The sequence below is a fragment of the Gloeomargarita sp. SRBZ-1_bins_9 genome, assembly GCA_039794565.1.
GTDB lineage: Bacteria > Cyanobacteriota > Cyanobacteriia > Gloeomargaritales > Gloeomargaritaceae > Gloeomargarita.
Genome location: JAUQVX010000012.1, coordinates 1 through 25,492 on the forward strand (window position 1 = coordinate 1; position 25,492 = coordinate 25,492).

Genomic DNA, 25,492 nt, shown 5'->3' on the forward strand with positions numbered 1-25,492 from the left:
GGGGGCGGGGGGGGGGGGGGGGGGGGGGGGCGGGGGGGGGGGGCGGGGGGCGGGGGTGGGGGGGAAGGGGGCGGGGGGGGGGGGGCAGTGCACTCCGTCGAGGTTGGGGCGAGGGTTCCACAAAGGTCACTTCGATAGGGGGTGGCAAGGGAACCACCGGCTCCGGCAGAACTTCCAGGTGGCGCAGGAGATATAGCAAACTGGCATGGGCCAGGCAGGAGGTCAGCAAACACCACAGCAGCGGTGCGGTCAACCCCCGGCGGAGCGACAACGACCATTTGCCCATCATGGCTACTTCCCAGATGCCCCCTTTGCCCATCCTACCTTGAAATTTTCTGTAATCTCAGGGACTGGGGGGTGGATGGGATTTAAGCTAGGGCCAGAGGTTGGGCAAGAAGTGGCTTATGGTGTCTTTGCAGGAAAATCCGCTGCGGGTGGGTTTGCAACAGGAGCGGGTGCCGGATCCCTTCACCATCGTGATCTTCGGGGCCTCTGGCGATTTGACCCAACGGAAACTGGTGCCGGCTTTGTATAAATTGCGTCTGCAACGGCGTCTGGCCCCGGAGACCACCATCATCGGCTTTGCTCGCCGGCCCTGGAGCCACGACTATTTCCGGGAGCAGATGCGCGAGGGCGTGGAACAGTTTGGGGGAGGCATCGCTAACCCGGCCCTGTGGGAGGAATTTGCCCAGGGGCTTTTCTACCATGCCGGTGATATGGACAATCCGGAAAGCTACAGGACCCTGGGGGCCTTGATCGCCGAACTGGAAACCCAGCGACAGACCTTCGGTAACCGGGCCTACTATTTGGCGGTGTCGCCCAACTTTTTCGCCGAGGCCATTCGTCAGTTGGGGGCCGCCGGATTACTCTGCAACCCGCGCCAGCATCGCCTGGTGATCGAAAAACCCTTCGGTCGGGATTTGGCCACGGCCCAGGCCCTCAACCGGGTGGTGCAACAGGTGTGCCACGAGGAGCAGGTGTACCGGATTGACCATTACCTGGGGAAAGAAACCGTCCAGAATTTGTTGGTGTTTCGCTTTGCCAATGCCATTTTTGAACCCCTGTGGAATCGTCAGTTTGTGGACCATGTGCAGATTACGGTGGCGGAAACGGTGGGCGTAGAAGACCGGGCCGGTTATTACGAATCGGCGGGGGCACTGCGGGATATGGTGCAAAATCACGTCATGCAATTGCTGTGCCTGACGACCATGGAACCACCCAGTTCCCTCAATGCCGATAGCATTCGCAACGAAAAGGTCAAGGTTCTCCAGGCCACCCGCCTGGCCCACCAGGGATTTCATTTGGCCAAGGCGGCTGTACGGGCGCAGTACAGTGCCGGCTGGATACGGGGGAAACCGGTGGTGGGCTACCGGCAAGAACCCAAAGTCCATCCCCAGTCTGTCACCCCCACCTACGTGGCCCTGCATTTGCAAATTGATAACTGGCGCTGGCAGGGGGTGCCCTTTTTCCTACGCACCGGTAAACGGATGGCCAAAAAAGTGACGGAGATTGCCATCCAATTCCGGGAGCCGCCCCTGAGCCTTTTCCCGTCGGTGGCCCAGCAAGCCAATCCCAACCTGTTGGTGCTGCGCATTCAACCGGATGAGGGCATTTCCCTGCGGTTTGAGGCCAAGATGCCGGGGCCGGAGTTGCGCGCCCGGTCGGTGAATATGGATTTCCAATACGGCAAGACCTTTGGCATGGCCAGCTCCGAGGCCTACGAACGGTTATTGCTGGATTGCCTCCTGGGGGACCAAACCCTGTTTACCCGCGCCGATGAGGTGGAAGAAGCCTGGCGGGTGATTACACCGGCGTTGAATGTCTGGGACAACACGCCCCTGGGTACACCCCTTCCCCAGTACGAAGCTGGCACCTGGGGACCCTTAGAGGCGGAACAAATGCTCACCGAATTAGGACGCCACTGGCGCCGGCCGTGAATAGTTGCAAACCAGCAACTCGCTGACCTGGCCCCGGTCCTCGGCTTTGGAGTTGATCGCCCGGGCTGCTTTTAGCTCGATGCAGGGGAAATCCCCATAGAGCGCCAGGGTGAAGGCACACCAGGAATTGCTGAGCATGACATAGCAGCCCCGCCGGTGCAACTCCCGGAAAAGGGCAGCCAACTCCCGTTGTTCAGCCTCGCCAAAACCTGCCGCCGCATAGCTGGTGAAATTAGCCGTCGGGGACAGGGGGACATAGGGGGGGTCCAGGTAAATAAAATCTCCCGGTTGCGCCCAGTCTAAAACTGTGCGGAAGTCACGGCAGGTAATCGAAATGTTCCGTAGGGCATGACTATTTTGGCGCAATCGGTCGGCGTCAAAAATGCGAGGATTCCGGTAGCGACCCATCGGTACGTTGAACCGGCCCTGGCGATTGACTCGATACAACCCGTTGTAGCAGGTTTTATTCAGGTAAATCAAGCGCGCCGCCCGCTGGACAGGGGTGAGGGCCTCGGGGTCTAAACTGCGTACTCGGTAGTAGGTTTCGGCACAGTGGCTATCCCGCAGGCGCTGGAGTTCCGCCAGGAGTTCTTCCAGGTGATCGCGCACCTGGAGATAGCAGTTGATGAGTTCTGCGTTAATGTCAGACAGATAGCCATCTTGAAATGATACTTTTCCCTGTTGCCGAAGATGAAACAAATGCCAAAACACGGCGCCTCCCCCTAAAAACGGTTCATGGTAAGCGCGAAAGCGTCGGGGGAGAAAGGGGGTCATTTGGGACAAAAGTTGGGATTTGCCCCCCGCCCACTTGAGAAACGGTGGCGGCCCCAGCGATACTGGCTGAAACGGTAATGTCAGTTGCACCGACTACAATAAAAATCTGTAAGGGACCTTAAGTTTTGTCCGGTGGTTACCCGCCGATTTTTACTATAGAAGAGCGCCAGGGTGGGAGGCAATACCGATGGTGACCACGGAAGCAGTTGTGGCCCTGCAGGACCCTAAGGAGGTACCCATTCACCAAATCGAATTGGAGTTAAGCCAAATTTGGTCCGGCGTCCACGGAAATGGGGAGACGGGGCCACCGGCGGTGCGGGCCGCTACGTTCACTCTGGTGGTCTATGAATCACCGGATTTGGCTGCCCCGATTGCTCCGTCCGTTGAGCGATTGGTCATCCAAAACCCCTGTCGGGTCATTCATCTGCGCCCCCAAAACGACCAGGCAGAGGTTCCCCTGTCGGCCCAGGTGGCGGCCTACTGTCCCCTGCAAAAGCGGCACCAGAGCAATTTGATCTGCTGTGAGTACATCACCCTGACGGGGGGGCGGACGGCCCTGGAACGGTCCTTGGGGTTGATCAATGCCTTGTTGATCGGCGATTTGCCAACGTATTTGTGGTGGCAGGCCCAACCCGACCCGGAGGATGTGCTGTTGCAGGGGTTGATCCACCTGCGGGAGCGGGGGGGAATGCGGCTGCTGGTGGACTCGGCGACATTCCCAGACCCGGTGTCGGGTTTGTTGGCCATCGAACGGCTGGTGCGGATGAACGTGCCCATCGCTGACTTGAACTGGGGCCGCCTCAGTACATGGCAGGAACTCACGGCGGAAGCCTTTGACCCCCCCGACCGGCGTGCCGATTTGCCCAAGATTGACCAGGTGGTGATTGACTACGAAAAGGGCAATCCGGCCCAGGCACTGTTATTTTTTGGCTGGTTGGCCAGTCGCCTGCAGTGGGTGCCCCAGTCCTACATCGTCGAGCGGAATGACTACGAAATTCACCGGATCCTGTGCCACTCCCCCCAAGGGCAGGAAATTAAGGTGGAGTTGGTGGGTGTGCCCGTGGCCGATACCGGTTTGGTGCCGGGGGATTTGCTAGGCTTGCGCCTGGATTCGACCCAACCGGAGGCCAACTGCTGCACGGTGCTGTGTTCGGAGACCACGGGCTGTATGCGCCTAGAGGGGGGTGGCCGGGCGGCCTTTTGCCGGGTGGAACAGGTAACCACGCTACGGGATATCCCGACAGAAACTATCCTGGGACAGCAGATTCAACGCTGGGGCCAGCAAAGCGTCCTCTTCCAAGAAAGTCTGGTGGTCACGGCGGCCATTTTGCAGGCGGCCCAGACCGACTGATGTAACGGTTTTGTCATCGAGGCGCTAGGGCAACCCGGCCTCTGGCATCATACGGTCAAGCCCTTCTCTCTGGATACCCTGGAGCGATGACTGGGCGCCGGCGGTTTCTGATGATAAGTGGGCTGACAGCCCTGGTGGTGGGGGGCCGGATACCGCGGGGGTGGGCCTATGTCGAGCGGGTGCGTCCCCGATTTGCCCTGCATTTTGATGGGGCACAGCGCTTTGTCAGTGGCCGGGCACTCGTCAGGCAGGGCAATTGGCATGGTTACATTGACCACTCCGGCCATCTGGTCATCCCCTTGCGCTACACCGATGCCCGTTCCTTTAGCGAGGGGTTGGCGGCGGTCGAGGAGCAGGACAAATGGGGCTATATCAATAAAAAGGGGGATGTGGTCATTCCCTTGGTTTTCGACCGGGCGCTGGATTTTAGCGAGGGGTTGGCCGCCGTCAGTAATGACCAGCAAAAATGGGGATTTATCAATAAATCGGGTCAGCTCATAGTGCCCTACCAGTACGACCGGGTGTTGAATTTCAAAGAGGGATTGGCGGCGGTCAAACGGGGTAACAAATGGGGTTACCTCAACCGCTCCGGGCGCTTGGTGATCCCCCTGCGCTATGACAATGTGTTTAGCTTCTCCGAAGGACTGGCCCGGGTCAAGCAGGGCAATAGCTGGAGTTTTATTGATGACAGGGGGCGGGTGGTCATCGGTGAGTACTTCCTATGGGCGCAACCGTTTCATGAGGGTTTGGCAGCCGCTAACCAGGACGGTTTGTGGGGGTTTATTAATACCCGGGGTCATTGGGAAATCGGGGCGCAGTTTCACCAGGTTCTCCGGTTCAGTGAGGGTTTGGCCGCTGTGCAATGGCAGTCCCGCTGGGGCTATATCAATCGCCAGGGCCAATTGGTGATTCCTTACCAATTTGAAGAGGCCTGGCATTTCAGCGAGGGCTTGGCCCTGGTGAAACAAAACGGCCGCTGGGGCTATGTGGACATTACCGGTGCGTTGGTGGTGCCCTGTCAATTTGACAATGCCGAATCCTTTGCCGAGGGGATGGCGCCGGTGAAATTCCAAAACGAGTGGGGCTACCTCAACCGCACCGGCCAGCCGGTGTTTCCCCCTGCCCTGCGGCTCGCCATGGAGCAATCCCTCAGCGATATACCAGGGGATAAATAGCCCGCCAGGCCCACACCCCCAGCAAGACCACCCACAGCACCAACCAGGCCACCAACAGGGGGGCCGCCGGGGGCCAGGCCAGGGGCCAACGCAACAGGTCCACCAGGGCCGACAGGGGCAGCAACTGGGCTAGGAAACCTAAAAGGGGGGGTAGGTTGTCCCGGGGAAAATAGGTGCCACACAGGGTAAACATGGGTACGATCACCAGAAACGTGGGGACATTCACCTGGTCAACGGTCCGCACCAAGCCGGCGGTGACCAACCCAATGCCGCCAAACAACAGCGCTCCCAACACCAGCCACGGCAGTGACAACAGCAACCCGACCGCGGGATACAACCCCAGCAGAACGATGACCAAGCCGGTTGTCAATCCCGCCAGCAGTCCCCGGGTGGCCGCCCACAGCCAATCCCCCAAAAATACCTCGCTAAAGGTCAAGGGGGCTGTAATCAGGGCATGCCAGGTTTTTTGCATCTGCAACCGGATAAAACTGCCATAGGCCCCTTCAAAAAAACTCTGAAACAGTACCCCTACGGCCATCATCCCCGGCCCGATAAATTGGAGATAGGTCACCTCCTGGCCGTGGTAGTTCAAGGTGGGGATCAGGGGCGTCAGGCCAAAACCAAAGGCAATCAAGTATAAAATGGGCTCTGAGAGGGGGGGCAAACTGTTGACCAGCCAAGTGTTTTGATAGACCTTGAGGTGCCGCCGCCAAACGGAATACACCCCCCACCAACTGACATCAACGGTGAACCTTTTGTGCCAACCCATCCGCCGTTTACTCCTATAATGTGGCAGTGACCTGTTTCCCTGGCTTCCTAGTGTAGAGGGTGGGCTGTTGATGCTGTGCAAGGGCTTTGAGGTGGAACTCTACACAGGTACGCCCCAGGGAAAGGTAGTGGGTCTGGCGGACCGGATCGTGCGGGCTTTGCCGGGGTTTGTCTGGGAACCGGACCGCCGGAATGTGGAATACACCACTCCCCCGCGCCAGCGCTACGAACAACTCCTGTGCGACCTGCTGCAACCCCGCCAACGGCTCCGGCAATTCCTGCGCACCTTAGGGGACTACACCCTGATTCCTGGCAGCACCTTAGCCCTGGGGGATAGTCACGTGTTTGAGCGCTCCGACCCCCATAACCCCTACCACACCTTCATCGAACAGACCTACGGTGCGCGGGTGGTGACCGCCAGTGTGCATATCAATATCGGCATTGACGACCCGGAAACTTTATTGCGGGCCTGCCGGCTGGTACGGGTGGAAGCGCCCTTGTTTTTGGCCCTGAGTGCTTCGTCTCCTTGGCTGGATGGGCAGGTGACCGGCTGGCACAGCACCCGCTGGCAGCAATTTCCCCACACGCCACCCCATGTTCCCCTGTTTTTGGACCACCGCCATTTCATCCGCTGGACGGAGACCCAATTGCAGGCGGGCACCATGCAGAATGTACGGCATCTATGGTGCAGTGTGCGGCCCAACGGCAATCGCCGCCCCTACGACCTCAATCGCCTGGAGCTGCGTATTTGTGACCTGATCAGCGACCCGGTGCATTTACTGGCGGTGACCGCCCTACTGGAAGCCCGCTTGCTGCAGGTGCTTCAGGACTCCCGGCTCGACCCCCTACACGGCTATCCCTGGCCCCGGGTGCGTGCCGAAGAACTGCGGGTGCAAGCGGACGCCAACGCCCGGCAGGCTGCCCGTTTGAGCTTAGATAGCATGCTGACCCACTGGCAGGATGGCCGTTCCTTACGGGCGCGGGACTGGATTGCCGATTTGTTGGACCAGGTGACCCCCATGGCCAAGGCCCAGGGATTTGCCTGTTTTTTGTCCCCCCTGCGCACCATCCTGGCCGAGGGCAACGAAGCCCAACGGTGGTTAGCGGCTATGGCCCAGGGGCAAACCCTAGCTGCAGTCTTGCAACAGGCCATCCAAACTATGCACCGGCGGGAGGTGGAACTGGCCAGCGTCCTCTGTTCTCCCCAGGCGGCTTAAAATAGAACCACACCCTAGCGATGGCAGACCTATGGCGACCGTTGCCCCCGAACCCCCTATCCATCCCGACAAGCAAAAGGCCCTCAACCTGGCCATGCAGCAGATCGAAAAATCCTTTGGCAAGGGGGCGATTATGCGTCTGGGGGATGCCACCCGGATTCGCGTCGAAACGGTGCCCAGCGGCGCCCTGACCTTGGATTTGGCCCTGGGGGGTGGACTGCCTAAGGGACGCATCATCGAAATCTATGGCCCGGAAAGTTCCGGGAAGACGACGGTGGCCCTCCATGCGGTGGCGGAGGTGCAAAAGCGGGGGGGCATCGCGGCCTTTGTGGATGCGGAGCACGCCCTGGACCCGGCCTATGCGGCGGCCTTGGGGGTAGATGTGGAGAACCTGCTGGTGTCCCAGCCGGACCACGGGGAAGCGGCCTTGGAAATCGTGGACTCTCTGGTGCGCTCGGCGGCGGTGGATATTGTGGTGGTGGACTCGGTGGCAGCCCTGGTGCCCAAGGCGGAAATCGAGGGGGAAATGGGGGAGGCCTATGTGGGGTTGCAGGCCCGCCTGATGAGCCAAGCCCTGCGCAAAATTACCGGCAACATCAGCAAGACTGGCTGCATTTTGATCTTTTTGAACCAACTGCGGCAGAAAATCGGCGTCACCTACGGCAACCCAGAAGTCACCACCGGCGGTAACGCCCTCAAGTTCTATGCGTCGGTGCGGTTGGATGTGCGCCGGTTGCAGACCCTCAAGCGTGGTACGGAGGAATACGGGGTTCGGGTCAAGGCGAAAGTGGCCAAGAACAAGGTGGCGCCTCCGTTCCGGCTGGCGGAATTTGACATTATTTTTGGCAAGGGGATTTCCCAGGCGGGCTGCGTGCTGGACATTGCCGAGCAGGTGGGGATTGTCAAGCGTAAGGGGGCTTGGTATAGCTATCAGGGGGAAAATCTGGCCCAGGGGCGGGAAAATGTCCTGCAACTGTTGGAGGAAAAGCCGGCTCTCCGGGAGGCGATTGAGCAGCAGGTGCGCCAGCAATTGGAGATGGGGACGGTGACCATTCCCACGGCGCCTCCCACCCCGGAAGACCTGGAACCGGAGGTGGAACCGGTTGATGCCTGACCCCCAGCACCAGGCCTGGTTGCAACAACTGCGTCGCCGGGAGGGGTCGTGGGTGACGTGGGGGCAGCTTTGCCAGCAGTTACACAAAGCCGGGTGGAGCGCCGAAGCCATTTTTGAGGAGACGGGCTTGGAACCGAGTACCCAAAACCAATTGATGGTGGCTAGTCAGGTGTTTGCTTCCCTACAGGCCCAACCCGATTTGCAGGCCTATTTTCAGGAACAGGGCAGCGACCTGCTGTACGAACTGCGGCTGTTGTCCCAGTCCCAGCGTTTGGCCTGCGCTGCCTATGTCCGGGATAAGGGGCTGGATGCGGCCACGACTCGGGAGGTGGTCAAGGCCATGAAGGAGTTGGGGCAGTATCGGGCGCCGCCGGAATTTAGCGACCATCCGGGGGATGCGGTGGCCTTTCAGTGCTGGCGGCTGTTGCGCCAAAAACCCACTAGCAGCGACCGGGGTCGATTACTGGCGCGGGGGTTGCGCTTTGCCCACAGCGAAGGCGCCCGGGCGGCCTTGGAAAAACTCCTGGATGTCACCCCCGGCGAGCCGTTGCCGACGCCCCCCCGTTTGCCCTGGTATCGGTGGGAATCCGCCCTGGAACAACCGGTAATACTGACGCTGGCGGGCCAGTTGCCCTTGGGTGAAACGGCTTGGCGGGAGACACCGGTGGCCCAGCCTCAGCCGCCGTTTGGGGTGGTAACGGGGGTCAGCGCGGTGGTGGCGCTACCGGGATGGCCGGTGCTGCGGACGGCCCAGGCCCCTTTGGCCCTGCTGGCAACGGGGTTGGCGGAGTTGGGGGTGGAGGAACCGGTGTTGTTGGTGGTGGACCGGCAGGCCACGGACTGGCAGGCGGAGGCCTATTTCCTGGTGGCGGAGGTGGGGCAGGTGGTGTTGCGTTGGTTTGCGGAAGCGCCGCCGGTGCCGCTGTTGGGCCGGTTGCTCCTGGCACTGCGCCCGCCGCAAGTCCTAGACCCAACCTACCTAACGGAACCCTGGCAGTTCGAGGAGTAGAAAGCGGGGGGCCATGTTCCTGAGTGTGGTCATTCCCACCTACAATCGGCGGCCCATTTTGGCTAAAGCGTTGCTGGCCCTGGAGCAGCAGGACTGGCCGGGTCCCTATGAGGTGATCGTGGTGGATGACGGGTCCACGGACGATACGCTGGCCTGGTTGGCGGCCCATCAGCCGGACTTGCCCCATGTGCGCTGGTGTAGCCAAACCCACCAGGGACCGGCGGTAGCCCGCAATCTGGGGGTAGCCCAGGCGCAAGGGGACACGATTGTCTTCATCGACAGCGACCTGGTGGTCACGCCGGTGTTTCTGCGCGCCCATGCCGAGGGCCTCCAGACGGCCTACCACAAACTAGGACACGATAAATGTTTCACCTACGGGCGGGTGGTAAACACCTCCAACTTCGACAACCCCACCCAGGAGCGGTTTAAGTTGACGGATGTGTCGCGGGCCTTTTTCGCCACCGGTAATGTGGCGATTGCCAAGCGTTGGCTGGAGTTGGCCGGGGGGTTTGATGCGGATTTTCAGGGCTACGGCTGGGAGGATTTGGAGCTGGGGGTGCGGTTAAAAAAGCTGGGGTTGGTGCTGATTCCCTGTCCCCAGGCGGTGGGTTATCACTGGCATCCCCCCTTTACGCTGGACCAGATTCCCCGCCTGATCGAGAAGGAGCGGCAGCGGGCGCGGATGGGGCTATTGTTTTATCAGAAACACCCCACCTGGGATGTGCGGTTGATGATTCAAATGACGTGGCTGCATTGGTGGCTGTGGGAGGTGCTGTCGTTGGGGGGCTGGCTCAACGAACGGACCCTGGCGCCGCTGATGCAGTGGCTGATCGACCGAGGGCGGCATGATTGGGCGGGGGAACTGGCCCGGATTTTTCTCAACCGCTACCAGGTGCAGGCGGTGTACGCCGCTTACCGGGAATGGCGGCAGAACCAACGGCCATGAAGAAAATCTATTTCTATCGCGTGGAGGAACCCTACGGCTTTTTGTCCAATTTTTCGCCCCATCCCATCGTCCTGGACGGGCAGCTGTGGCCGACGGTGGAGCATTACTACCAGGCCCAAAAGTTTGTGGGAACGCCCCATGGGGACCTGGTGGACTACATTCGGCAATTGCCCACTCCCGAGCAGGCGGCGCAAACGGGTAGAAATCCTCGCTATCAACGGCGACCGGATTGGGACCAGGTCAAACGGGAGGTGATGCTCAAAGCGGTGCGGTGTAAGTTCCACAGCCATCCCGACTTGGCCCGGCAATTACTGGCCACCGGCGATGCGGAGCTGATCGAAAACTCGCCCACGGATTGGTACTGGGGCTGCGGCGCCGACGGACGAGGTTGCAACCACCTGGGCCGGATTCTTATGCAGGTGCGCCAGGAGCTGCGGCGTTAGCCGAGGGTGTCCCCTATCCCGTCGGCGTTGATGTAGGCCGCCAGCAGGACATCGGTGGTTTTGCCCCAGGCGATATTGCCCTGCCGGTCCAGGCCGATGGCCCCTAAATCGCGGTCCCGTTCGGCTGCCTCCCGGAACGACCGCTCAAACGCCTCCGCCAGGGTCAGTCCATCCGTTACCCGAATGACGATCCGTGCCGCCAGGCATTCATCAATGATGTCTTCGCCGATGCCCGTGCAACTGACGGCGGCGTCCTCATTGGCGTAGGTGCCTGCCGGCATGGCGGAATCGCTCACCCGCCCGATGCGCTCACCCCCTTTGCCGCCGGTGGAGGTGCCCGCTGACAGATGCCCCTGCCGGTCCCGGGCCACCACACCAATGGTCCCCATCTCCGCCACCAGGTTCATCACGGCGCCGTCTTGGGTTTGCTGGACCCACTCCTGCAACCGCTGGGGGGTCACGGGGTTATAGGGGGGCATGTGCAACTCCCGGGCCAATTCCAAGGCACCCCCATCGGCAATCACCCGGTCCCGTTGGCTTTGCAGAAACTGGGCCAGTTGGATGGGGTAGCGCACCCGCTGGACATTGATGACGCCGCTAAAGGTCTGGCTATGGCCGTTCATTAAAGCGGCGCTAAGACGCGCTTGCCCGTCGGATTGCAACACCGCACCCGTACCGGCGTTAAACAGGGGGTCGTCCTCCAGCATCTGACACCCCTGCACAACAGCTGTGACCGCATCCACCCCCTCCAGGAGCTGTTCATAAACCGTGCGGGCAACCCGGTGCAGGGAGGCGCGGATAGGGGCTACCGATTGGGGGGACTTTAAGGTGGCACCGGCACCGCCGTGGATGATCACCTGGGGGCCATTTGTAGCGTCAATCCTTGCCACCTGATACGTCGCCATGCTCCCACCAACGCCCCTTATCGGCTACACTGACTGGTATTGATGATATGAAAAATTAGCGTTATCTAACTGGGCTATGGAACGTTTTGTCGCCGCTGAGAGGCCACCGTCGCCGGTGTGGCTAAATGCCCTTTCGACGCAGGTATCCCTGGAGCGGGCTATTCAAGAGGTGACGGCGCAGGTGCAGGCCCTGGGTACGGTAGATTTGGCCCTGGTATTTATCAGCAATAGTTTCGCCAGCGAATACGTGCGGTTGCTGCCCCTGTTGCACGAGGCGTTACCCATCCGCTGTCTGGTGGGGTGCGGGGCCAATGGGGTGGTGGGTTCTCTCCCCAGCGGTGTCGCCCAGGAAATCGAAGGGAAACCGGCTCTGGCTCTGAGCGTGGCTCGCTTGCCGGGGGTGGAGGTGCATCCCTTGGTGATCCAGCCCCAGGATGTGCCCGATTTGGACAGCCCGCCCCAGGCCTGGGTGGAGGTGGTAGGCGTGGACCCGGCGCGCAACCCCCACTTTATCTTGCTGGCGGATCCCGCTACGAGCCGGATTGTGGATGTGCTCCAGGGACTGGATTACGCCTATCCCCATAGCGTCAAGGTGGGGGGTCTGGTGGGGGATGGCCTGTTTTGCCAACGGGAATTGGTAACCCAGGGGGTGGTCGGTGTGGCCCTGGCGGGGTTGCGGGCAGAAGCCATTGTCGCCCAAGGGTGTCGGCCTATCGGCCAGCCCTACCGCGTGACCAAGGGCGAGCGCAATATCATCCTGGGCCTGGAGGACCGGACGCCCCTGCAGGTGTTGCAAAACTTGATCCAAAACCTGGACGAGGCCGACCGAGAATTGGCCCAATCGGGGTTGCACATTGGTGTGGTGGGGGATGAATTCAAGCAGGAACTAGGGCCGACGGATTTTCTCATTCGCAATCTGCTGGGGATTGACCCGCGCTATGGGGCCATTGCTATCGGCGACCGGGTGCGGCCTGGCCAACGGGTGCAATTTCACCTGCGGGATGCCCAAACCTCCATCACCGATTTGCAACAACTGCTGGCGTCCCACGTGCGCCATCATCCTGAACCACCGGTGGGGGCGCTGATGTTTGCCTGTTTGGGTCGGGGGCAGCACCTGTACGGACGACCGAACGTGGATTCCCACCTGTTCCAGCAGTATTTACCGGGCGTGACCCTGGCGGGGTGCTTTTGCAACGGGGAAATCGGGCCGGTGGGGAACACCACCTACCTGCACGGCTACACCGCCGTTTTTGTCCTGTGGTATGCTTAACCAGCTGTTAGACGGTCGTTATCGCATCATTGCTACCCTGGCGGCGGGGGGGTTTGGCAAAACTTTTTTGGCCCAGGACACCAAGCGACCGGGGCAACCCCAGTGTGTGGTGAAGATGCTCCACGGCAGCCACGACCCCAAAACCATGGAGGTGGCGCGACGGTTGTTTTACAAAGAAGCCGAAACCCTGGAGCGGTTGCGCCATCCCCAGATTCCCCAACTGCTGGCGTTTTTTGAGCAAAACCAAGAGTTTTACCTGGTGGAGGAGTTCATTCTGGGGCACACCCTGGCGCAGGAGCTGGTACCGGGCCGGGTGTTTGATGAGAGGTGGGTACTGACGTTTCTCACGGATGTGCTGCAAATTTTGCAGTTTATCCACAGCCGGGGGGTGATCCACCGGGACCTGAAGCCTAGTAACCTCATCCGCCGGCAGGGGGACGGCAATTTGGTGTTGATCGACTTTGGGGCGGTCAAGCACTTGCCGTTGGGGGGACCCACGCCGCCGGAGGCCAGCCAAACCGTGGGCATCGGCACCCAGGGCTACATGCCTACCGAACAATCCAGCGGCAAACCCCGCTTCAGCAGCGACCTCTATGCCCTGGGCATGATGGCCATCCAGGCCCTGACGGGGGTGCATCCCCGGGATTTACCAGAAGACCCAGACACCGGCGAAATCCTCTGGCAAGACCGTGCCCAGGTGAGTCCTGCCCTAGCCCACATTTTGACCAAGATGGTGCGCTATCACTTCAGCCAGCGTTACCAACGCGCCGAAGAGGTGCTGCAGGATTTACAGCCCCTGTTGGCCCAATTGCCCCAGCTGGCCCCGCCCTTGCCCCCGGACAATCTGGCCCTGCGCATGGCCGAACCCACCTATCGGGAAGGGGCGTCTTCCCTCTCTACCCAACCGGTGGAGATTGAATCTACCGTCGTTGCGACCCAAGCGGTGGAGGAACCCCCTACAGCAACCCCTGTTGCTCCCCAGCCCGCCCCTGGCCCAACCCACACCAATCGTTTGCCCTGGCGGTGGGGAGTCGGGGCAGCCCTAGTGTTGGTGGTTGGGGGAGGATGGGTCGGTTGGCAACGGTGGCAATCCCCTTCTGTCTCGGGGGTCTTGCGGGAAGCCCAAGCCTTGATTGCCCAGGCGAGCCAACAAACCACCCGGGCCAAGACATTGGAACAACTGCAAACCGCCAAAGCCCAATGGCAAAAAGCTCTGGTGACCTTAAAACAGATCGATCAGCCCGCCGCAGCGGCTCCAGAAATCCAACAGTTGCAACAACAGTGTGAGCAGGAAATTCGTCAACTTGAGGCCCGCATTCTAGCCTGTCAAGACGTGCTATGGGGGGACTGTCCCTAAAGAAAGAGCCGGCTTTTATCCCCAACCGGCTGACCCTATCACCAAGATTTCTCAGGCACGGATAATCCCAGTCCAGCCTCAGCGTGATTCTGCGACTCGACTGAAATCCTCCTTATTTCCATCTTAGGTAACAATTGTTACTGGCGCTTCATTTATAAAAGTTTACATTTGCTCTACTGGGGAGTTATAAGCAGAACTTTTATGGCCGAGTCGGTGTCAGGACATCAGGTAGGCGGGGGCCAGCGCAGTCAGGTAGGCCACGATGTCAGCGATGGGGGGGGTCACCGGGGGTGGCGGCGGTGTAGTGCCGAACAGGTGTTGCCACAGGTGCGGGTCGGGGTGCAGGGCCATCGAACCGTGTTGCAACAGACTCTGGCCCCGGCGTAATTGAGCGCTGCCAATGAATTTGTGACCGGTGGCTATGACCAGGTCGGTGCGGGTGGCCTGGGCAAAGCAGGAACCAACGCCGGGTTGGGGCGGGTCCTGGCCCGGGTGCAGGGAAAGGCCCAACCCTTGCCAGCCTTGGATCAGCCAGTTTTGGATGCGTTCCACTTGCTGGCGATAGGTCCCCGGTGACACCCCCAGTACCACCGCATAGCACAGGTCCCCTTGGTGTAATACCGCACTGCCCCCCGAGGGTCGGCGAATCAGGGGTAACTGTTCCCAGTGAGCGGGCCATTGACGCTGGTGATACCCTAGGGAAATGGCTACCGGTTGCCACTGGTAGAATCGCACAGCCCCGGCGATGTCCCCCCGTTGGTGGGCAGCCAGCAGGTCCAGGTCCGTTTGCATGTGGGTGGCGCCGTCGGCTACCTGCAACGGCCAGACCAGCCAGGGGGCAGATGGTGCTAAGCTAGTAACCATGCCAGCCATGACGGGATGTAGCGCAGCTTGGTAGCGCACTTCGTTCGGGACGAAGGGGTCGTGGGTTCGAATCCCGCCATCCCGATAGATGACGCCCCTGACCCACAATTGGTAATGTAACAGAGTTGTTACTGCCGGGAAGGGGGCTTATGGACTGGCGGTGGGACGGGCGGATGCGGGAGCTGCTGCGGGAATGTGGGGCGCAGGCCCGACGCATGGGCGCGACCGGCTTCACGGTGATGGAAAAAGGCCCGGCGGATTACGTCACCACCGTGGACCAGGCCCTGGACGCCCAACTGACACAGCGCCTGCACCAGTGGTTCCCCACCGACGGGATCATTAGCGAAGAAAACCCGGCCTCCCGCCAGGCCTATACCACCGGTTGTCCCCGCCTGTGGTGCATTGACCCCATTGACGGCACCGATGATTTTGTGCATCAGCGGCCCTATTACTCCTTGATGGTGGGTCTGCTGGAGGGCTATCAACCGGCAGCGGGATGGATTTATGCCCCGGCGTTGGAGCGCATGTACTGGGGCGGCCCCGGTTACGGAGTGTATCAGCAATTGCCGGACTGGCGGGTGACCCCTCTGCCCCAAAAGCGCCCCGAACCCCCCTCGGTGTGGTACTGCCCCCTGATGATTGGCGACAAGGACCGGCAGCGCTACGGCCCAGCTTTAACCCAGCTGATTCCCGGCGCCGATTTGCAGACCATGGGCAGCTTTGGACTGAAGGTGGTGGAGGTGATCCGGGGCCGGGCGCTGGCCTATCTCTACCTCAACCGGCGGGTGAAACTCTGGGATACGGTTGGCCCCATGGCCCTGGCCCAGGCGGCGGGGTTGACCTGCTGTGACCTCAACGGGCAAGGGTTGCGCTTTGACCCCCCGGCGGTGGATACCGAGACCCTGTGCCATCGCCAGCGCATTGTCGTCGGGTGGCCGGAATTTCTCCCTAAACTCTTGCCCCTGATGCAGGAAGCGGTTTATCTCACCGAGGCTCAGGCCAGATCCGACGGCGGTCCTGACAATTGCAATAGATAGTTTTGGACGTAGGCCTGTAAATCGCTGCGCCTGAGGGCGGCTCCCAAGCGTGGCCCCGGTTCTTCCCAAAAAACCACGCTTTCCACCGGTTCCAGGGCCAGCAGTTGAAAGATGATATGCACCACCGGCACAGGCAGGGCCAGCAACCAGGGGTCCTTGGGCAAAGGAATACTGTTGGTGGCGTCCTCCAACGTGCAGTAGGCGTATAGCAACGTCTGCTCCGGTCCCCCTTGCCCTAGGGGCGCATAGGTGCTCGTCTGCCAACGCCTATCTAATGTTTGTACGATGTAGTACTGCTTATGGCGAAAGTTGCGGGCGATCTCCAAAAGCAGGGGGCCGATGAGCTGCACCAGTTGTGCCGTGTTGTCCTGCTTAGGGGCCTCGTCAATGAGTTGCTGCAATTGTTGTTCCAGTTCCATCTGGCTTTCCCCCCCCCTCCCCTTCATCATAGCGCCCCAGGGACCGCTGCCGGTGTTGGTGGAGCATCGCCAGAGACACCGTACCGGTCAGGTGTTGCCAGGGCAGGACCAGATCGGGCGGCCAATCCTGATGGACGTAAAAGTCGGGGGGCGGCAGTTGGTCCTGCAATTCCTTAAAGGCCCGCCGAATACCCCCCCAGGACACCCCATAGTCCCGCGTCAGCAGCAGCACCGGACCCAACCGCCGGTCGCCCCGGGAGAGCAGCGCCTGCACCAGGGAGTCCCTGTAGCTTTCCGGGCGAAACTCCACCCCCATCCGGCCCAGATGCTTGGCCAGAAATTGCAACCGTTTTTCCGCCTGGGGGTTGACGCCCAGCCATTGCCAGGGGGTTTGGGCCTTGGGAACAAACGTGCTGCACCCAAAGCTCAAGCGCAGGCGGGGAGCCATTTGGCGCAGGTCCCGGCCCAGTTGCACCGTCGCCGCCACATCCGCTTCCGTTTCCGTGGGCACCCCCACCATCGTATAGAGTTTCAGCCCCCGCAGCCCCCCCTGTTGCGTCACCTGGGCCGCCCGGTAAATGTCCTCCTGGTCCAGTTTTTTGTTCATCACCTGCCGCAGACGCTCCGACCCGCTCTCCACGGCGATGGTTAAAGACTGACTGTGGTGGCGCGCCAGGGTTTCCACCAGCAGGGCATCCACCGTTGCCGCCCGGACCGAAGCGATACTCAGGCGCAGGTGGTCAAAGGCCGGTTGGTTCAACGCTGTCAACAGGGCCGGAAAGTCGGGATGTTGAGTCACCGAGGGTCCCAGCAGCCCAATCCAGTCCGTGACCGTCAACCCCCGTTCGATGGCCGGCAGCAACCCCTGGCCCACATCGGCTTTACGAAAGGGCAACGTCAGGTAGCTGGCCAAACAAAACCGGCACATTTCCGGGCAACTGCGCACCACCTCCACCAGGTAGATGTTTGCCCAGCTGGTCCGGGGGGTCACCACCGTGGAAACCGCCAGCCGGTCGCCCTGATACACCTGGCGCTGCACTTGGGGAGGCACTTCCGGGTGGGGACAAATCGCCACCAACGGTCCGGTGGGGGAGGCGTAAACGGGCTGGTAAAACTGGGGGACGTACACGCCGGGAACCTGGGCCAAATGCAGCAATTGCGTCCGCCGGTCCTGGTGACGCACCGCCCCATAGGCTTCGATAAACCGGGGAATCAACTCCTCCGCATCCCCCAAAAGAATCACATCGAAGAAGTCGGCAAAGGGTTCAGGATTGGCGCTGAGCACCGGCCCGCCCCCAAACACCAACGGATGGGTGTCGTCCCGCTCCCGGCTCCCCAGGGGCGTCTGCAATCGCTCCAGCAGGTCCAAGATATGGGGATAGTCCAGCTCCCAGGCAAAAGAAAAACCCACCAGCTCCGGCGCGGTCGCCAAGGGCTCCTGCTCGTCCGTAAACCAGCGGCTGACCCGCACCTGGGGATGTTGGGCCAGTAGGCTCCAGATCAGTTGGTAGCCTAGGCTGGTCATCCCCACGCTATAGGTATTGGGGTAGGCCCAGACGAGGGGAATCGCCGTCGCTTCCGGCACCACCGGCGTAAATAACAGGCGCTCTTCCGGCCACATGCGCTACCCCGCCCCTGATAGATAAGACAAATGTTAAGCAGTATTACAGATTGGCTGGGGATGGGGGAGGTCTCCTTAGTAAAATGTAACTCAAGTTTCGTGTCCGTCTGGGGGTGGGAAACCTCGCCCTTGCCATCGAAGCTGTAGGTACAAAAGCGGTTTAAGACGAAGGAGGCGTGTAGTCAATGGGACTACCCTGGTACCGAGTGCACACAGTCGTCATTAACGACCCAGGGCGGCTGATTTCTGTTCACTTGATGCACACATCGCTGGTGGCCGGTTGGGCCGGTTCCATGGCGCTGTACGAACTGGCGGTGTTTGACCATACGGACCCCGTGTTGAACCCCATGTGGCGGCAGGGGATGTTCGTATTGCCCTTTATGGTGCGCCTGGGGGTGACCAACTCCTGGGGCGGTTGGAATATCTACGGCGAGGCGGTCACCGACCCCGGGCTGTGGTCCTTTGAAGGGGTGGCGGCGGCGCACATCATCCTGTCGGGGTTACTGTTTTTGGCGGCCATTTGGCACTGGGTCTATTGGGATTTGGAATTGTTCCGCGACCCCCGCACTGGCGAACCGGCCCTGGACCTGCCCAAGATGTTTGGCATCCACCTGTTCTTGGCGGGGCTGCTGTGTTTTGGGTTCGGGGCGTTTCACCTGACGGGGCTATTTGGACCGGGGATGTGGGTGTCCGACCCCTACGGTTTAACCGGCCATGTGCAACCGGTGGCACCCGCTTGGGGACCAGAGGGCTTCAATCCCTTTAATCCTGGGGGTGTGGTGGCCCACCATATCGCTGCGGGAATTGTGGGGATCATTGCCGGGTTGTTCCATTTGACGGTACGCCCGCCCCAGCGTCTCTACCGTGCCCTGCGCATGGGGAACATCGAGGGGGTCCTATCGAGCAGCATTGCCGCAGTGTTCTTTGCCGCGTTTGTGGTAGCGGGGACGATGTGGTATGGTTCGGCCACGACGCCGGTGGAGTTATTTGGCCCGACCCGCTACCAGTGGGATAAGGGTTATTTCCAGAAGGAAATTCAGCGGCGGGTGCAGGCGGGCCTAGAAGCCGGTTTGAGCAAACAGGAGGCCTGGGCGCAGATTCCCGAAAAACTGGCCTTTTATGACTATGTGGGCAACAGTCCGGCCAAGGGGGGGCTGTTCCGGGCCGGTCCCATGAACAAGGGGGATGGTCTGGCGGTGGCTTGGTTGGGTCACCCGGAATTCAAGGATGCCGAGGGCCGGATTCTCACCGTGCGTCGCCTGCCGAACTTCTTTGAAAACTTCCCGGTGATCCTGGTGGACGAGGACGGTATTGTGCGGGCGGATATTCCCTTCCGGCGGGCCGACTCCAAGTTGAGTATTGAGCAGACGGGGGTAACGGTCACCTTCTACGGCGGCAAGCTCAACGGCCAGACCTTCACCGACCCTGCCCAGGTCAAGTTCTACGCTCGCAAGGCCCAGCTCGGGGAACCCTTTGAGTTTGACCGGGAGCGGTACAACTCCGATGGATTCTTCCGCACCAGCCCGCGCGGGTGGTTTACCTTTGCCCACGCTTCCTTTGCCCTGTTGTTCTTCTTCGGGCATATTTGGCACGGGGCGCGCACCCTGTTCCGGGATGTGTTTGCCGGGATTGACGAAAACATCGGCGAGCAAGTGGAATTCGGCGTGTTCCTGAAGGTGGGGGACAAGACTACCCGACGCACGGAGGAAACCGCCGTCTGAGGCATACGCCGCACCGGGTCGCAGGGGGTCAGGTGTTAGGGGCCTGGCTCCTTTTTTTGCGGCCACAAACTGCGCAGGCCCAGGAGCAGGAAACCACCGGCGGCCACGATTTGCAAGTCATCCAGGGGAACCAGCCGGCAGAGCCATTCCCCCCCAAACACGCCCAGGAAGCTGGAGGTAAGCAGGGCCATCGCCGTCCCCAAAAATACCCAGCGCGGGGCACCCGAGCCACTGCTGAGGGCAATCGTCGCCAACTGGCTCTTGTCCCCCACCTCCGCTAGAAAAACCGTCATAAAGGTCACCGCCAGCAGTTGCCAGTTCATAGCCGGCTTGTGCGCCACCAATCCCAGGCCAGCCAGAGGCCCACCAGCACAAAGAACACCCCCGAGACCAGTTCCACCCGGCGCGGCGGCAACCATTGACTCAGCCAGTGACCCACCAAAACCCCCAAGCAACTGGTGGTGAGCAACGCCAGCGCCGCCCCGGCGAACACCACCCCCGGTTGATGGGAGGACCCGGTCATCAACAGGGTGGTCACTTGCGTCTTATCCCCCAGCTCCGCCAGCAGGACCGTCACAAAACTGCCCAGGGCAATTTTGAACCGGGGGGTATCAGGGGTCATGACCACCAGTGCCCATCGCCATTACTCATTAATTATGGCCCGAAATAGACCGGCGTGAAGGACCCGTGCAGCCCATAGGGTACGTGATGGCGCAGGTGCAACGTTGCCACCGGTCCCGCCGCCACGTTAGCCGCCTCCAGAATCACCACATCCGTGCATTGCCGTGCGGCGTTATAGACAAAGGAAATCAACCAGCCCGCCGTTTCCTCCTCCCCCCACGGCACAAAGACCGGCTCCCCCACAAACCCCCGCGGTCCTGCCAGCCAGAGCTGTTGCCGTCCCGTATCCACCTCCAGCGCCAGGATACCCTGCAACGGAGCATTGGCCACCGGGTCCGCCGCCACCCCCAGATAAACCCACCGGTAGGGCCGTCCCACCCGCTGGGGATGCACCTGGGGAAATTCGCAACACCGCGACAGCAGCGTTTCCACCTGGACCCGCTGGGTGGTCAAATTCACCCGAAAGCGTTTGAGTTGACCCGCCGGTAGGGTGGCAAAATCCACAAACCGGTAATCCGTCTGCTGGTCAATCGTGGGGAAATGGCTATAGCAGATAGAATCCAGAACCAGCTCATCCCCCTGTTCGTAGCCGTTGGCATGGTGAAACACAAAGCAGGGTTCAGTTAGAAACACCCGCACCGGACCGCCAGATCGGGGAATGACCAAAATGCGGGTGGGCTGTTGCCGGTCAAAATGGAGGCACTGGGCCGCTCCCGTCCACCCCAGCACGTAGGGCAGTGGGAAAAAATGCACCGGATTTTGGAAAAACACGTAGTAATTTTCCGTGAGGATGAAATCGTGCAGGAAGGCAAATCCGTTAATGAGGTGTTGCTGCTGCCGCACTAGGCCCCACTGGTCATCGAACTCATAGAGCCGGATTTCGCTGTTGATGCCCGCCTTGACGCCGAAATTCACCAACACACCCTGGGGGTCAATCCGGGGGTGAGCGGCAAACCCATGGCCCTCGGGAATCAGCCCCCCCAAGTTATCCAATCCCAGGGTTTCTAGGGTGTAGGGGTCCAGGCGATAGGGATGGGCCGCCTCCCACAGGGCCAACAACCGGTCTCCCCAGTACACCACGTTGGTATTGGCAATGTTTTTCAAGCGCAGGTCCAGCAGATTGGACCACCAGCCCCCCGGTTTTTGGGTGCCGAAAACCCCCCGGTACAGGATTTGATTGGCCCGTTCCTCCGCCAAAAATTCCGGCGTTCGCACGTAGCAATTGCGGTAAAACGCCCGCCCATCCCGAAAACATACCTGGTTGACCATGCCATCCCCGTCAAAGGGGTGATGGTACCGCTGTCCCCCCCGGTCCAAGCGCCCCGGCCCATTGCGAAACAACGTCCCTGTTAACGCCGGCGGCATCGTTCCCGATACTTCCTCCACCCAGTAGGCCAACTCCTGCGGCTGCGTGCGATGCCCCCCCTGCCAGTCCTCCAGCCGATAGGTCACCCTCGCTGTTGTCATGGCCGGTCACAAATCTTAAAGAAATTTAATACCCTGATTGTAGCGCAGGGGGAGGGGCGGTGGGTGGCAGAATAAAAGAGGCGAAGCAAGTGGGCTAGCGATGCGTTGGGTCTGGTTAGGGTTAGTGTGGCTGGTGGTCGGGTTAACGGGTTGCAGCTTGGGGGCAGCTGGTCTCAATCCCTACCTTGACCCGGCGGGGGGGTATCAATTCCTTTATCCCAACGGGTGGGTGCAGGTGGAGGTGCCCCAGTCCAAGTACGCCGTGCTTTTCCATGACTTGATCAACCCCAGCGAGACCTTGAGTTTGGTGATCAGCCCGGTGAAATCGGGGAAAACCTTAGCTGAACTAGGGTCGCCGGCGGAGCTAGGGGAACGGCTGATGGAAACTGCTCTGGCCCAGGCGGCGGTGGACCGCAAACCCCAGCTCCTCAGCGCCGACAGTCACCAAACCCCGGATCAGCAACTCTACTACACCCTGGAGTACGTGGTGAACACCGCCAACGGCACCCGTCACAACATCGCCGCCATCACCACCCGCCACGGCAAGCTCTACACCCTAAATGCCTCCGTCCCGGAAAGCCGTTGGCCCAAAGTGGGTGAGCTTTTGCGAAAAGCGGTCAATTCATTTCAGGTGAACTAAGAGTCAGCCCCATCCTGCCACCGCCGCCAGTAACCCATCAGTCCGGTTCAGGGGCAAGACTCAACCCGGCGCAACTTGGCGATGAAAAATCCATCCATCTGGTGGCGATGGGGCCAGAAGGTGACGGTGTGGGTTTGGGGGTCAAGGGCATCGGATAAAGCCGCCGGTAATATCGGTGGTATTACCTGCCAAGCGGGGTGCCGGGCGAGAAATTGTTGAATTTGTTGGACATTCTCGGCGGGGTTGAGGGTGCAGGTGGCATAAACCAAAACGCCCTCCGGTTTGACCCAGGCGGCCGCTGCTGTTAACAGCTCCTGCTGCAACCGAACCAGGCGCGCCAATTCCTGTTCCTGATAGCGCCAGCGGGCTTCGGGATGCCGGTGCAAAGTCCCCCAACCGCTACAGGGCACATCCAACAGCACCCGGTCGGCCACGCCCTGCCAGTCGGTAAAGGTGCGGGCATCCCCCACCCGGTAACGAACACAGGTCAATCCCAGGCGCTGGACGTTCTCTTGCAGGGGGACTAGCCGTTCCGGGCGCACCTCACAGGCCCAGACCACCCCCCGGTCCTGCATCAACTCGGCGATGTGGGTGGTTTTGCCCCCCGGTGCCGCGCAGGCGTCGATCACCGTTTCCCCCGGCTGCGGATCGAGAATGAGGGATACCCACTGGGCCGCCAGGTCCTGCACCGTCCACCACCCCTCGGCAAATCCCGGCCAGGAGGTGACCGGACCACCCCCCGTGACCTGCACGGCTTGGGGCAGCTCCGGGGCAGCCGTGGCGGCAATACCGGCCTGGTCGAACTGCGCCAACACCCTGGCCCGGTCCACCCGCAGGGAATTAACCCGCAGGTAAATGGCCGGGGGCTGGTTCAACCACTGGCACAGTTGCGCCGTTTCCGCCGGTCCTAATTGGGCCAACCACCGTTCCACCAGGGCCAGCGGATAACTGTACTGCATCGCCAACGCCGCTGCCGGTTCGGAGGGCAAACGCAACGGGAACTGCCGGGGCCGCTCCCCAGCGATCCGCAAGTAATTGCGCAGTACGGCATTCACCAACCCACGCCAGCGTCCGCACCCTACTCGTTCCGCCAGGGCCACTGTCGTATCCACCGCCGCAAAGTCAGGAATTTGCTGACAAAAGTGCAATTGATACAGTCCCAGACGCAGCAACTGACGCACAGCCATAGGGGGTGAGCGGGGCACCAATTGGTCGATCACCGCATCGAGAAACCCCCGCTGGCGCGTCACTCCGCACACCAACTCCATCAACAATCGCCGGTCTGGTGCTGTTAAGGTTTCCTGCCCGTAGGGAGCCAGAGCCGTTTCCGTCCATGCGCCCGCTTGAATGGCCTGCAACGCCTGCCACGCCAAGTAACGGGGGTCAGCGGGAGCAGACCGGGTTAACCACCTCCCCATAGAGGGCTTCCAGCAAATCCAGATTGCGGCTTAGGGTATAGCGCTCGAGCACCCGCTGGCGGGCCTTGACCCCCAAAATCCGGCGAAATTCCGGTTGGTGCACCAGCATCGGCAGCAACGTGCGCAATTGGGTCACTACCCCCTGGGTCGAGAGCACAATACCGGCTCCCCTCTCCAACACCTCCCCATCGGCGCCCGCATCCGTGGCCACACAGGCCAACCCACAGGCCATCGCCTCCAACAGGGACAGGGACAAGCCCTCCACTAGCGACGGCAACACAAACACATCCGCCCCCTGCAACAGCCGAATGCGCTCTTGCTCTTGGGCCACAAACCCCAACCACAGCACCCCCTGCGCCGGGCCGTAGTGGGTCATCAAGCTCGGGGCCAGCGGTCCATTCCCCACCATGAGCAACTTCACCCGTGGTCCCAAATCCGCCTGTTTCCAGGCCTGCAACAGGGCCTCCACATTCTTTTCCAGAGCCATGCGGCCTTGATAGATAAACAGGCAATCGGCATTCAACTCCTGCTTGAGATTGCTCCAGCCGGGGGCATAGCGTTCCGGGTCCACGCCGTTGGGAATAATGCACAGTCGTTGCTCCGGCACCCCCAGACGCACCAGCAAATCCTTCTGGAGCTGGGAAAACACGATCACCCGGTCGTAGTTGCTCAGACAGGGGGCATAAAGCTGGTAGGTCAAAAACTGGGTGCTGGCGGCCAAATTCAACCGACGGCTGGCAAAAGGCGGATGGAACGTCGCCACTAAAGGAATCCCCAGTTCCCCACAAATCTCCGGCAGGCTGAAATCCAAGGGCGACAGGGTCAACGACGCATGGAGTATATCCGGGCGCAATTTTTTCAGGGTGCGCAGCAGAGTTTGGCTAGCGCCGGGGCTAGGCAGGGTGTAAATCTGGGATTTGTACAGGCAGGGCAGGGAAAATTCCTGGTCCGACTCACACTCATGGGGAGGGGCAAAGTGCAAAAAACTCACCTGATACCCCCGGTCCCGCAGGGCATTGGTCACCTCCCGGCTATAGGTCACATTCCCACAAAAGGGCGATTTTTTCCCTAACCAGGCAATATGCATCCCCACACCCCCAGGCATATCGCTATTTTAGAATTCCAGTTGCAGGTCGGCCAGGTATAGTGGCCATCGTTGCCGGTTGACCGTGTTGTGGTAGCCGCCCCCAGCGTCGCCAGCCGTGGCCACACCTGGGGGTTCAATTCCCCCTCCTCCCCCTAACCCACCGAGACAAAGGCGATGCGCCGGTCCGTCGCCAAATTGTTGACGAAGGCCCAGGTGAGGGTTGGCATCTTCCCCGTCCGTCGGCACCACCACCGCCTTGCTCGCCTCGGGGTGGAGGTTTTGCCGCCGCCACCAAAACGCCTCCCACACCGCAGCATACAAAGCCGTTGAA

Annotated in this window: 26 protein-coding genes and 1 tRNA gene; 14 read left to right on the forward strand and 13 right to left on the reverse strand. The window is 60.8% G+C overall.

Features of this window, described 5'->3' with window-relative positions; all coding sequences use genetic code 11:
- Window positions 1-289, reverse strand: a 289-nt coding sequence (locus Q6L55_09715) for a hypothetical protein (GenBank protein ID MEN9258985.1), incomplete at its 3' end; no start/stop codon positions are given.
- Window positions 290-404: 115 nt separating this feature from the next.
- Here Q6L55_09715 and zwf point away from each other — a divergent pair.
- Window positions 405-1,937 carry a glucose-6-phosphate dehydrogenase gene (gene zwf, locus Q6L55_09720; GenBank protein MEN9258986.1) on the forward strand — a complete coding sequence of 511 codons (1,533 nt, stop codon included), beginning with the start codon at window positions 405-407 and terminating at the stop codon, window positions 1,935-1,937.
- On the opposite strand, the gene Q6L55_09725 is transcribed toward zwf, so the two are convergent.
- Window positions 1,911-2,801: a DNA adenine methylase gene (locus tag Q6L55_09725; GenBank protein MEN9258987.1), complete on the reverse strand. Its 891-nt coding sequence runs from the start codon at window positions 2,799-2,801 to the stop codon at window positions 1,911-1,913. The genes zwf and Q6L55_09725 overlap by 27 nt on opposite strands.
- A 97-nt stretch (window positions 2,802-2,898) precedes the next feature.
- On the opposite strand from Q6L55_09725, the gene Q6L55_09730 reads away from it, so the two are divergent.
- A complete protein-coding gene (locus Q6L55_09730) occupies window positions 2,899-4,062 on the forward strand; it encodes a glucose-6-phosphate dehydrogenase assembly protein OpcA (GenBank protein ID MEN9258988.1) in 1,164 nt (387 codons plus the stop codon).
- Window positions 4,063-4,148: 86 nt separating this feature from the next.
- On the forward strand, window positions 4,149-5,237 hold the full coding sequence (locus Q6L55_09735; GenBank protein MEN9258989.1) for a WG repeat-containing protein: 1,089 nt from the start codon (window positions 4,149-4,151) through the stop codon (window positions 5,235-5,237).
- On the opposite strand, the gene Q6L55_09740 is transcribed toward Q6L55_09735, so the two are convergent.
- Window positions 5,212-6,006 carry an ABC transporter permease gene (locus Q6L55_09740; protein MEN9258990.1) on the reverse strand — a complete coding sequence of 265 codons (795 nt, stop codon included), beginning with the start codon at window positions 6,004-6,006 and terminating at the stop codon, window positions 5,212-5,214. The two genes, Q6L55_09735 and Q6L55_09740, sit on opposite strands and share 26 nt — an antisense overlap.
- Before the next feature lie 70 nt (window positions 6,007-6,076).
- On the opposite strand from Q6L55_09740, the gene gshA reads away from it, so the two are divergent.
- From gshA to Q6L55_09765, 5 genes are read left to right on the forward strand one after another with little or no spacing between them, the layout of a single operon-like run.
- Complete coding sequence (gene gshA, locus Q6L55_09745) at window positions 6,077-7,222, forward strand: glutamate--cysteine ligase (protein MEN9258991.1); 1,146 nt, start codon at window positions 6,077-6,079, stop codon at window positions 7,220-7,222.
- Window positions 7,223-7,253: 31 nt separating this feature from the next.
- A complete protein-coding gene (gene recA, locus Q6L55_09750) occupies window positions 7,254-8,336 on the forward strand; it encodes a recombinase RecA (protein MEN9258992.1) in 1,083 nt (360 codons plus the stop codon).
- Window positions 8,329-9,345, forward strand: a complete 1,017-nt coding sequence (gene raf1 / locus Q6L55_09755; GenBank protein ID MEN9258993.1) for a RuBisCO accumulation factor 1 — start codon at window positions 8,329-8,331, stop codon at window positions 9,343-9,345. The genes recA and raf1 overlap by 8 nt, the downstream gene beginning before the upstream one ends.
- A 13-nt stretch (window positions 9,346-9,358) precedes the next feature.
- Entirely contained in the window at window positions 9,359-10,291 is a 933-nt protein-coding gene (locus tag Q6L55_09760) for a glycosyltransferase (protein MEN9258994.1), read from the forward strand.
- Complete coding sequence (locus tag Q6L55_09765; GenBank protein ID MEN9258995.1) at window positions 10,267-10,734, forward strand: NADAR family protein; 468 nt, start codon at window positions 10,267-10,269, stop codon at window positions 10,732-10,734. The genes Q6L55_09760 and Q6L55_09765 overlap by 25 nt, the downstream gene beginning before the upstream one ends.
- Here the strand turns inward: Q6L55_09765 and Q6L55_09770 are convergent.
- Window positions 10,731-11,639: an isoaspartyl peptidase/L-asparaginase gene (locus Q6L55_09770; GenBank protein ID MEN9258996.1), complete on the reverse strand. Its 909-nt coding sequence runs from the start codon at window positions 11,637-11,639 to the stop codon at window positions 10,731-10,733. The genes Q6L55_09765 and Q6L55_09770 overlap by 4 nt on opposite strands.
- 76 nt (window positions 11,640-11,715) lie before the next feature.
- Here Q6L55_09770 and Q6L55_09775 point away from each other — a divergent pair, with 76 nt between their 5' ends.
- Entirely contained in the window at window positions 11,716-12,909 is a 1,194-nt protein-coding gene (locus Q6L55_09775; GenBank protein MEN9258997.1) for an FIST C-terminal domain-containing protein, read from the forward strand.
- Window positions 12,902-14,266 carry a serine/threonine-protein kinase gene (locus tag Q6L55_09780; GenBank protein MEN9258998.1) on the forward strand — a complete coding sequence of 455 codons (1,365 nt, stop codon included), beginning with the start codon at window positions 12,902-12,904 and terminating at the stop codon, window positions 14,264-14,266. The genes Q6L55_09775 and Q6L55_09780 overlap by 8 nt, the downstream gene beginning before the upstream one ends.
- 216 nt (window positions 14,267-14,482) lie before the next feature.
- Here the strand turns inward: Q6L55_09780 and Q6L55_09785 are convergent, their stop codons facing one another.
- Window positions 14,483-15,139: a hypothetical protein gene (locus Q6L55_09785; protein MEN9258999.1), complete on the reverse strand. Its 657-nt coding sequence runs from the start codon at window positions 15,137-15,139 to the stop codon at window positions 14,483-14,485.
- A gap of 2 nt (window positions 15,140-15,141) precedes the next feature.
- On the opposite strand from Q6L55_09785, the gene Q6L55_09790 reads away from it, so the two are divergent.
- Both Q6L55_09790 and Q6L55_09795 read left to right on the forward strand, forming a co-directional pair.
- Window positions 15,142-15,215 (forward strand) — tRNA-Pro (locus Q6L55_09790).
- Window positions 15,216-15,279: 64 nt separating this feature from the next.
- Window positions 15,280-16,167 (forward strand): inositol monophosphatase family protein, encoded by an 888-nt coding sequence (locus tag Q6L55_09795; GenBank protein ID MEN9259000.1) that lies wholly within the window; start codon window positions 15,280-15,282, stop codon window positions 16,165-16,167.
- Here the strand turns inward: Q6L55_09795 and Q6L55_09800 are convergent.
- Window positions 16,125-16,586 carry a hypothetical protein gene (locus Q6L55_09800; GenBank protein ID MEN9259001.1) on the reverse strand — a complete coding sequence of 154 codons (462 nt, stop codon included), beginning with the start codon at window positions 16,584-16,586 and terminating at the stop codon, window positions 16,125-16,127. The genes Q6L55_09795 and Q6L55_09800 overlap by 43 nt on opposite strands.
- Window positions 16,552-18,207: a radical SAM protein gene (locus tag Q6L55_09805; protein MEN9259002.1), complete on the reverse strand. Its 1,656-nt coding sequence runs from the start codon at window positions 18,205-18,207 to the stop codon at window positions 16,552-16,554. The genes Q6L55_09800 and Q6L55_09805 overlap by 35 nt, the downstream gene beginning before the upstream one ends.
- A 185-nt stretch (window positions 18,208-18,392) precedes the next feature.
- Here Q6L55_09805 and psbB point away from each other — a divergent pair, with 185 nt between their 5' ends.
- Complete coding sequence (gene psbB / locus Q6L55_09810; GenBank protein ID MEN9259003.1) at window positions 18,393-19,928, forward strand: photosystem II chlorophyll-binding protein CP47; 1,536 nt, start codon at window positions 18,393-18,395, stop codon at window positions 19,926-19,928.
- Between the two features lie 35 nt (window positions 19,929-19,963).
- Here the strand turns inward: psbB and Q6L55_09815 are convergent, their stop codons facing one another.
- Genes Q6L55_09815 through Q6L55_09825 form a run of 3 tightly spaced genes read right to left on the reverse strand, consistent with a single transcriptional unit; the run spans window position 19,964 to window position 22,016 of the window.
- Window positions 19,964-20,269 (reverse strand): TMEM165/GDT1 family protein, encoded by a 306-nt coding sequence (locus Q6L55_09815; protein MEN9259004.1) that lies wholly within the window; start codon window positions 20,267-20,269, stop codon window positions 19,964-19,966.
- Window positions 20,248-20,550: a TMEM165/GDT1 family protein gene (locus tag Q6L55_09820; protein MEN9259005.1), complete on the reverse strand. Its 303-nt coding sequence runs from the start codon at window positions 20,548-20,550 to the stop codon at window positions 20,248-20,250. The genes Q6L55_09815 and Q6L55_09820 overlap by 22 nt, the downstream gene beginning before the upstream one ends.
- Before the next feature lie 32 nt (window positions 20,551-20,582).
- Window positions 20,583-22,016, reverse strand: a complete 1,434-nt coding sequence (locus tag Q6L55_09825; protein ID MEN9259006.1) for a carotenoid oxygenase family protein — start codon at window positions 22,014-22,016, stop codon at window positions 20,583-20,585.
- A gap of 100 nt (window positions 22,017-22,116) precedes the next feature.
- On the opposite strand from Q6L55_09825, the gene psbP reads away from it, so the two are divergent.
- Complete coding sequence (gene psbP, locus Q6L55_09830; protein MEN9259007.1) at window positions 22,117-22,656, forward strand: photosystem II reaction center PsbP; 540 nt, start codon at window positions 22,117-22,119, stop codon at window positions 22,654-22,656.
- 47 nt (window positions 22,657-22,703) lie between these two features.
- On the opposite strand, the gene rsmB is transcribed toward psbP, so the two are convergent.
- From rsmB to Q6L55_09845, 3 genes are read right to left on the reverse strand one after another with little or no spacing between them, the layout of a single operon-like run.
- Window positions 22,704-24,074 (reverse strand): 16S rRNA (cytosine(967)-C(5))-methyltransferase RsmB, encoded by a 1,371-nt coding sequence (gene rsmB / locus Q6L55_09835; GenBank protein MEN9259008.1) that lies wholly within the window; start codon window positions 24,072-24,074, stop codon window positions 22,704-22,706.
- The gene (locus Q6L55_09840) at window positions 24,040-25,161 is read right to left on the reverse strand and encodes a glycosyltransferase family 4 protein (GenBank protein MEN9259009.1); all 1,122 of its coding nucleotides are present in this window, start codon (window positions 25,159-25,161) and stop codon (window positions 24,040-24,042) included. Before Q6L55_09840 ends, rsmB begins: the two co-directional genes overlap by 35 nt.
- Window positions 25,162-25,188: 27 nt before the next feature.
- Window positions 25,189-25,482 (reverse strand): hypothetical protein, encoded by a 294-nt coding sequence (locus Q6L55_09845; GenBank protein ID MEN9259010.1) that lies wholly within the window; start codon window positions 25,480-25,482, stop codon window positions 25,189-25,191.
- Between the last annotated feature and the right edge of the window lie 10 nt (window positions 25,483-25,492).

Bases quoted from the DNA above. Each gene is read 5' to 3' on its own strand.
- psbB (MEN9259003.1), top strand. From the start codon at position 18,393: ATGGGACTACCCTGGTACCGAGTGCACACAGTCGTCATTAACGACCCA.
- Q6L55_09825 (MEN9259006.1), bottom strand. From the start codon at position 22,016: ATGACAACAGCGAGGGTGACCTATCGGCTGGAGGACTGGCAGGGGGGG.
- Q6L55_09795 (MEN9259000.1), top strand. From the start codon at position 15,280: ATGGACTGGCGGTGGGACGGGCGGATGCGGGAGCTGCTGCGGGAATGT.
- raf1 (MEN9258993.1), top strand. From the start codon at position 8,329: ATGCCTGACCCCCAGCACCAGGCCTGGTTGCAACAACTGCGTCGCCGG.
- Q6L55_09785 (MEN9258999.1), bottom strand. From the start codon at position 15,139: ATGGCTGGCATGGTTACTAGCTTAGCACCATCTGCCCCCTGGCTGGTC.
- Q6L55_09760 (MEN9258994.1), top strand. From the start codon at position 9,359: ATGTTCCTGAGTGTGGTCATTCCCACCTACAATCGGCGGCCCATTTTG.
- Q6L55_09735 (MEN9258989.1), top strand. From the start codon at position 4,149: ATGACTGGGCGCCGGCGGTTTCTGATGATAAGTGGGCTGACAGCCCTG.
- zwf (MEN9258986.1), top strand. From the start codon at position 405: ATGGTGTCTTTGCAGGAAAATCCGCTGCGGGTGGGTTTGCAACAGGAG.
- Q6L55_09730 (MEN9258988.1), top strand. From the start codon at position 2,899: ATGGTGACCACGGAAGCAGTTGTGGCCCTGCAGGACCCTAAGGAGGTA.
- Q6L55_09740 (MEN9258990.1), bottom strand. From the start codon at position 6,006: ATGGGTTGGCACAAAAGGTTCACCGTTGATGTCAGTTGGTGGGGGGTG.
- Q6L55_09775 (MEN9258997.1), top strand. From the start codon at position 11,716: ATGGAACGTTTTGTCGCCGCTGAGAGGCCACCGTCGCCGGTGTGGCTA.
- Q6L55_09780 (MEN9258998.1), top strand. From the start codon at position 12,902: ATGCTTAACCAGCTGTTAGACGGTCGTTATCGCATCATTGCTACCCTG.
- recA (MEN9258992.1), top strand. From the start codon at position 7,254: ATGGCGACCGTTGCCCCCGAACCCCCTATCCATCCCGACAAGCAAAAG.
- psbP (MEN9259007.1), top strand. From the start codon at position 22,117: ATGCGTTGGGTCTGGTTAGGGTTAGTGTGGCTGGTGGTCGGGTTAACG.
- Q6L55_09805 (MEN9259002.1), bottom strand. From the start codon at position 18,207: ATGTGGCCGGAAGAGCGCCTGTTATTTACGCCGGTGGTGCCGGAAGCG.
- Q6L55_09765 (MEN9258995.1), top strand. From the start codon at position 10,267: ATGGCGGCAGAACCAACGGCCATGAAGAAAATCTATTTCTATCGCGTG.
- Q6L55_09840 (MEN9259009.1), bottom strand. From the start codon at position 25,161: ATGCATATTGCCTGGTTAGGGAAAAAATCGCCCTTTTGTGGGAATGTG.
- gshA (MEN9258991.1), top strand. From the start codon at position 6,077: ATGCTGTGCAAGGGCTTTGAGGTGGAACTCTACACAGGTACGCCCCAG.
- Q6L55_09800 (MEN9259001.1), bottom strand. From the start codon at position 16,586: ATGGAACTGGAACAACAATTGCAGCAACTCATTGACGAGGCCCCTAAG.
- rsmB (MEN9259008.1), bottom strand. From the start codon at position 24,074: ATGGGGAGGTGGTTAACCCGGTCTGCTCCCGCTGACCCCCGTTACTTG.
- Q6L55_09820 (MEN9259005.1), bottom strand. From the start codon at position 20,550: ATGACCCCTGATACCCCCCGGTTCAAAATTGCCCTGGGCAGTTTTGTG.
- Q6L55_09770 (MEN9258996.1), bottom strand. From the start codon at position 11,639: ATGGCGACGTATCAGGTGGCAAGGATTGACGCTACAAATGGCCCCCAG.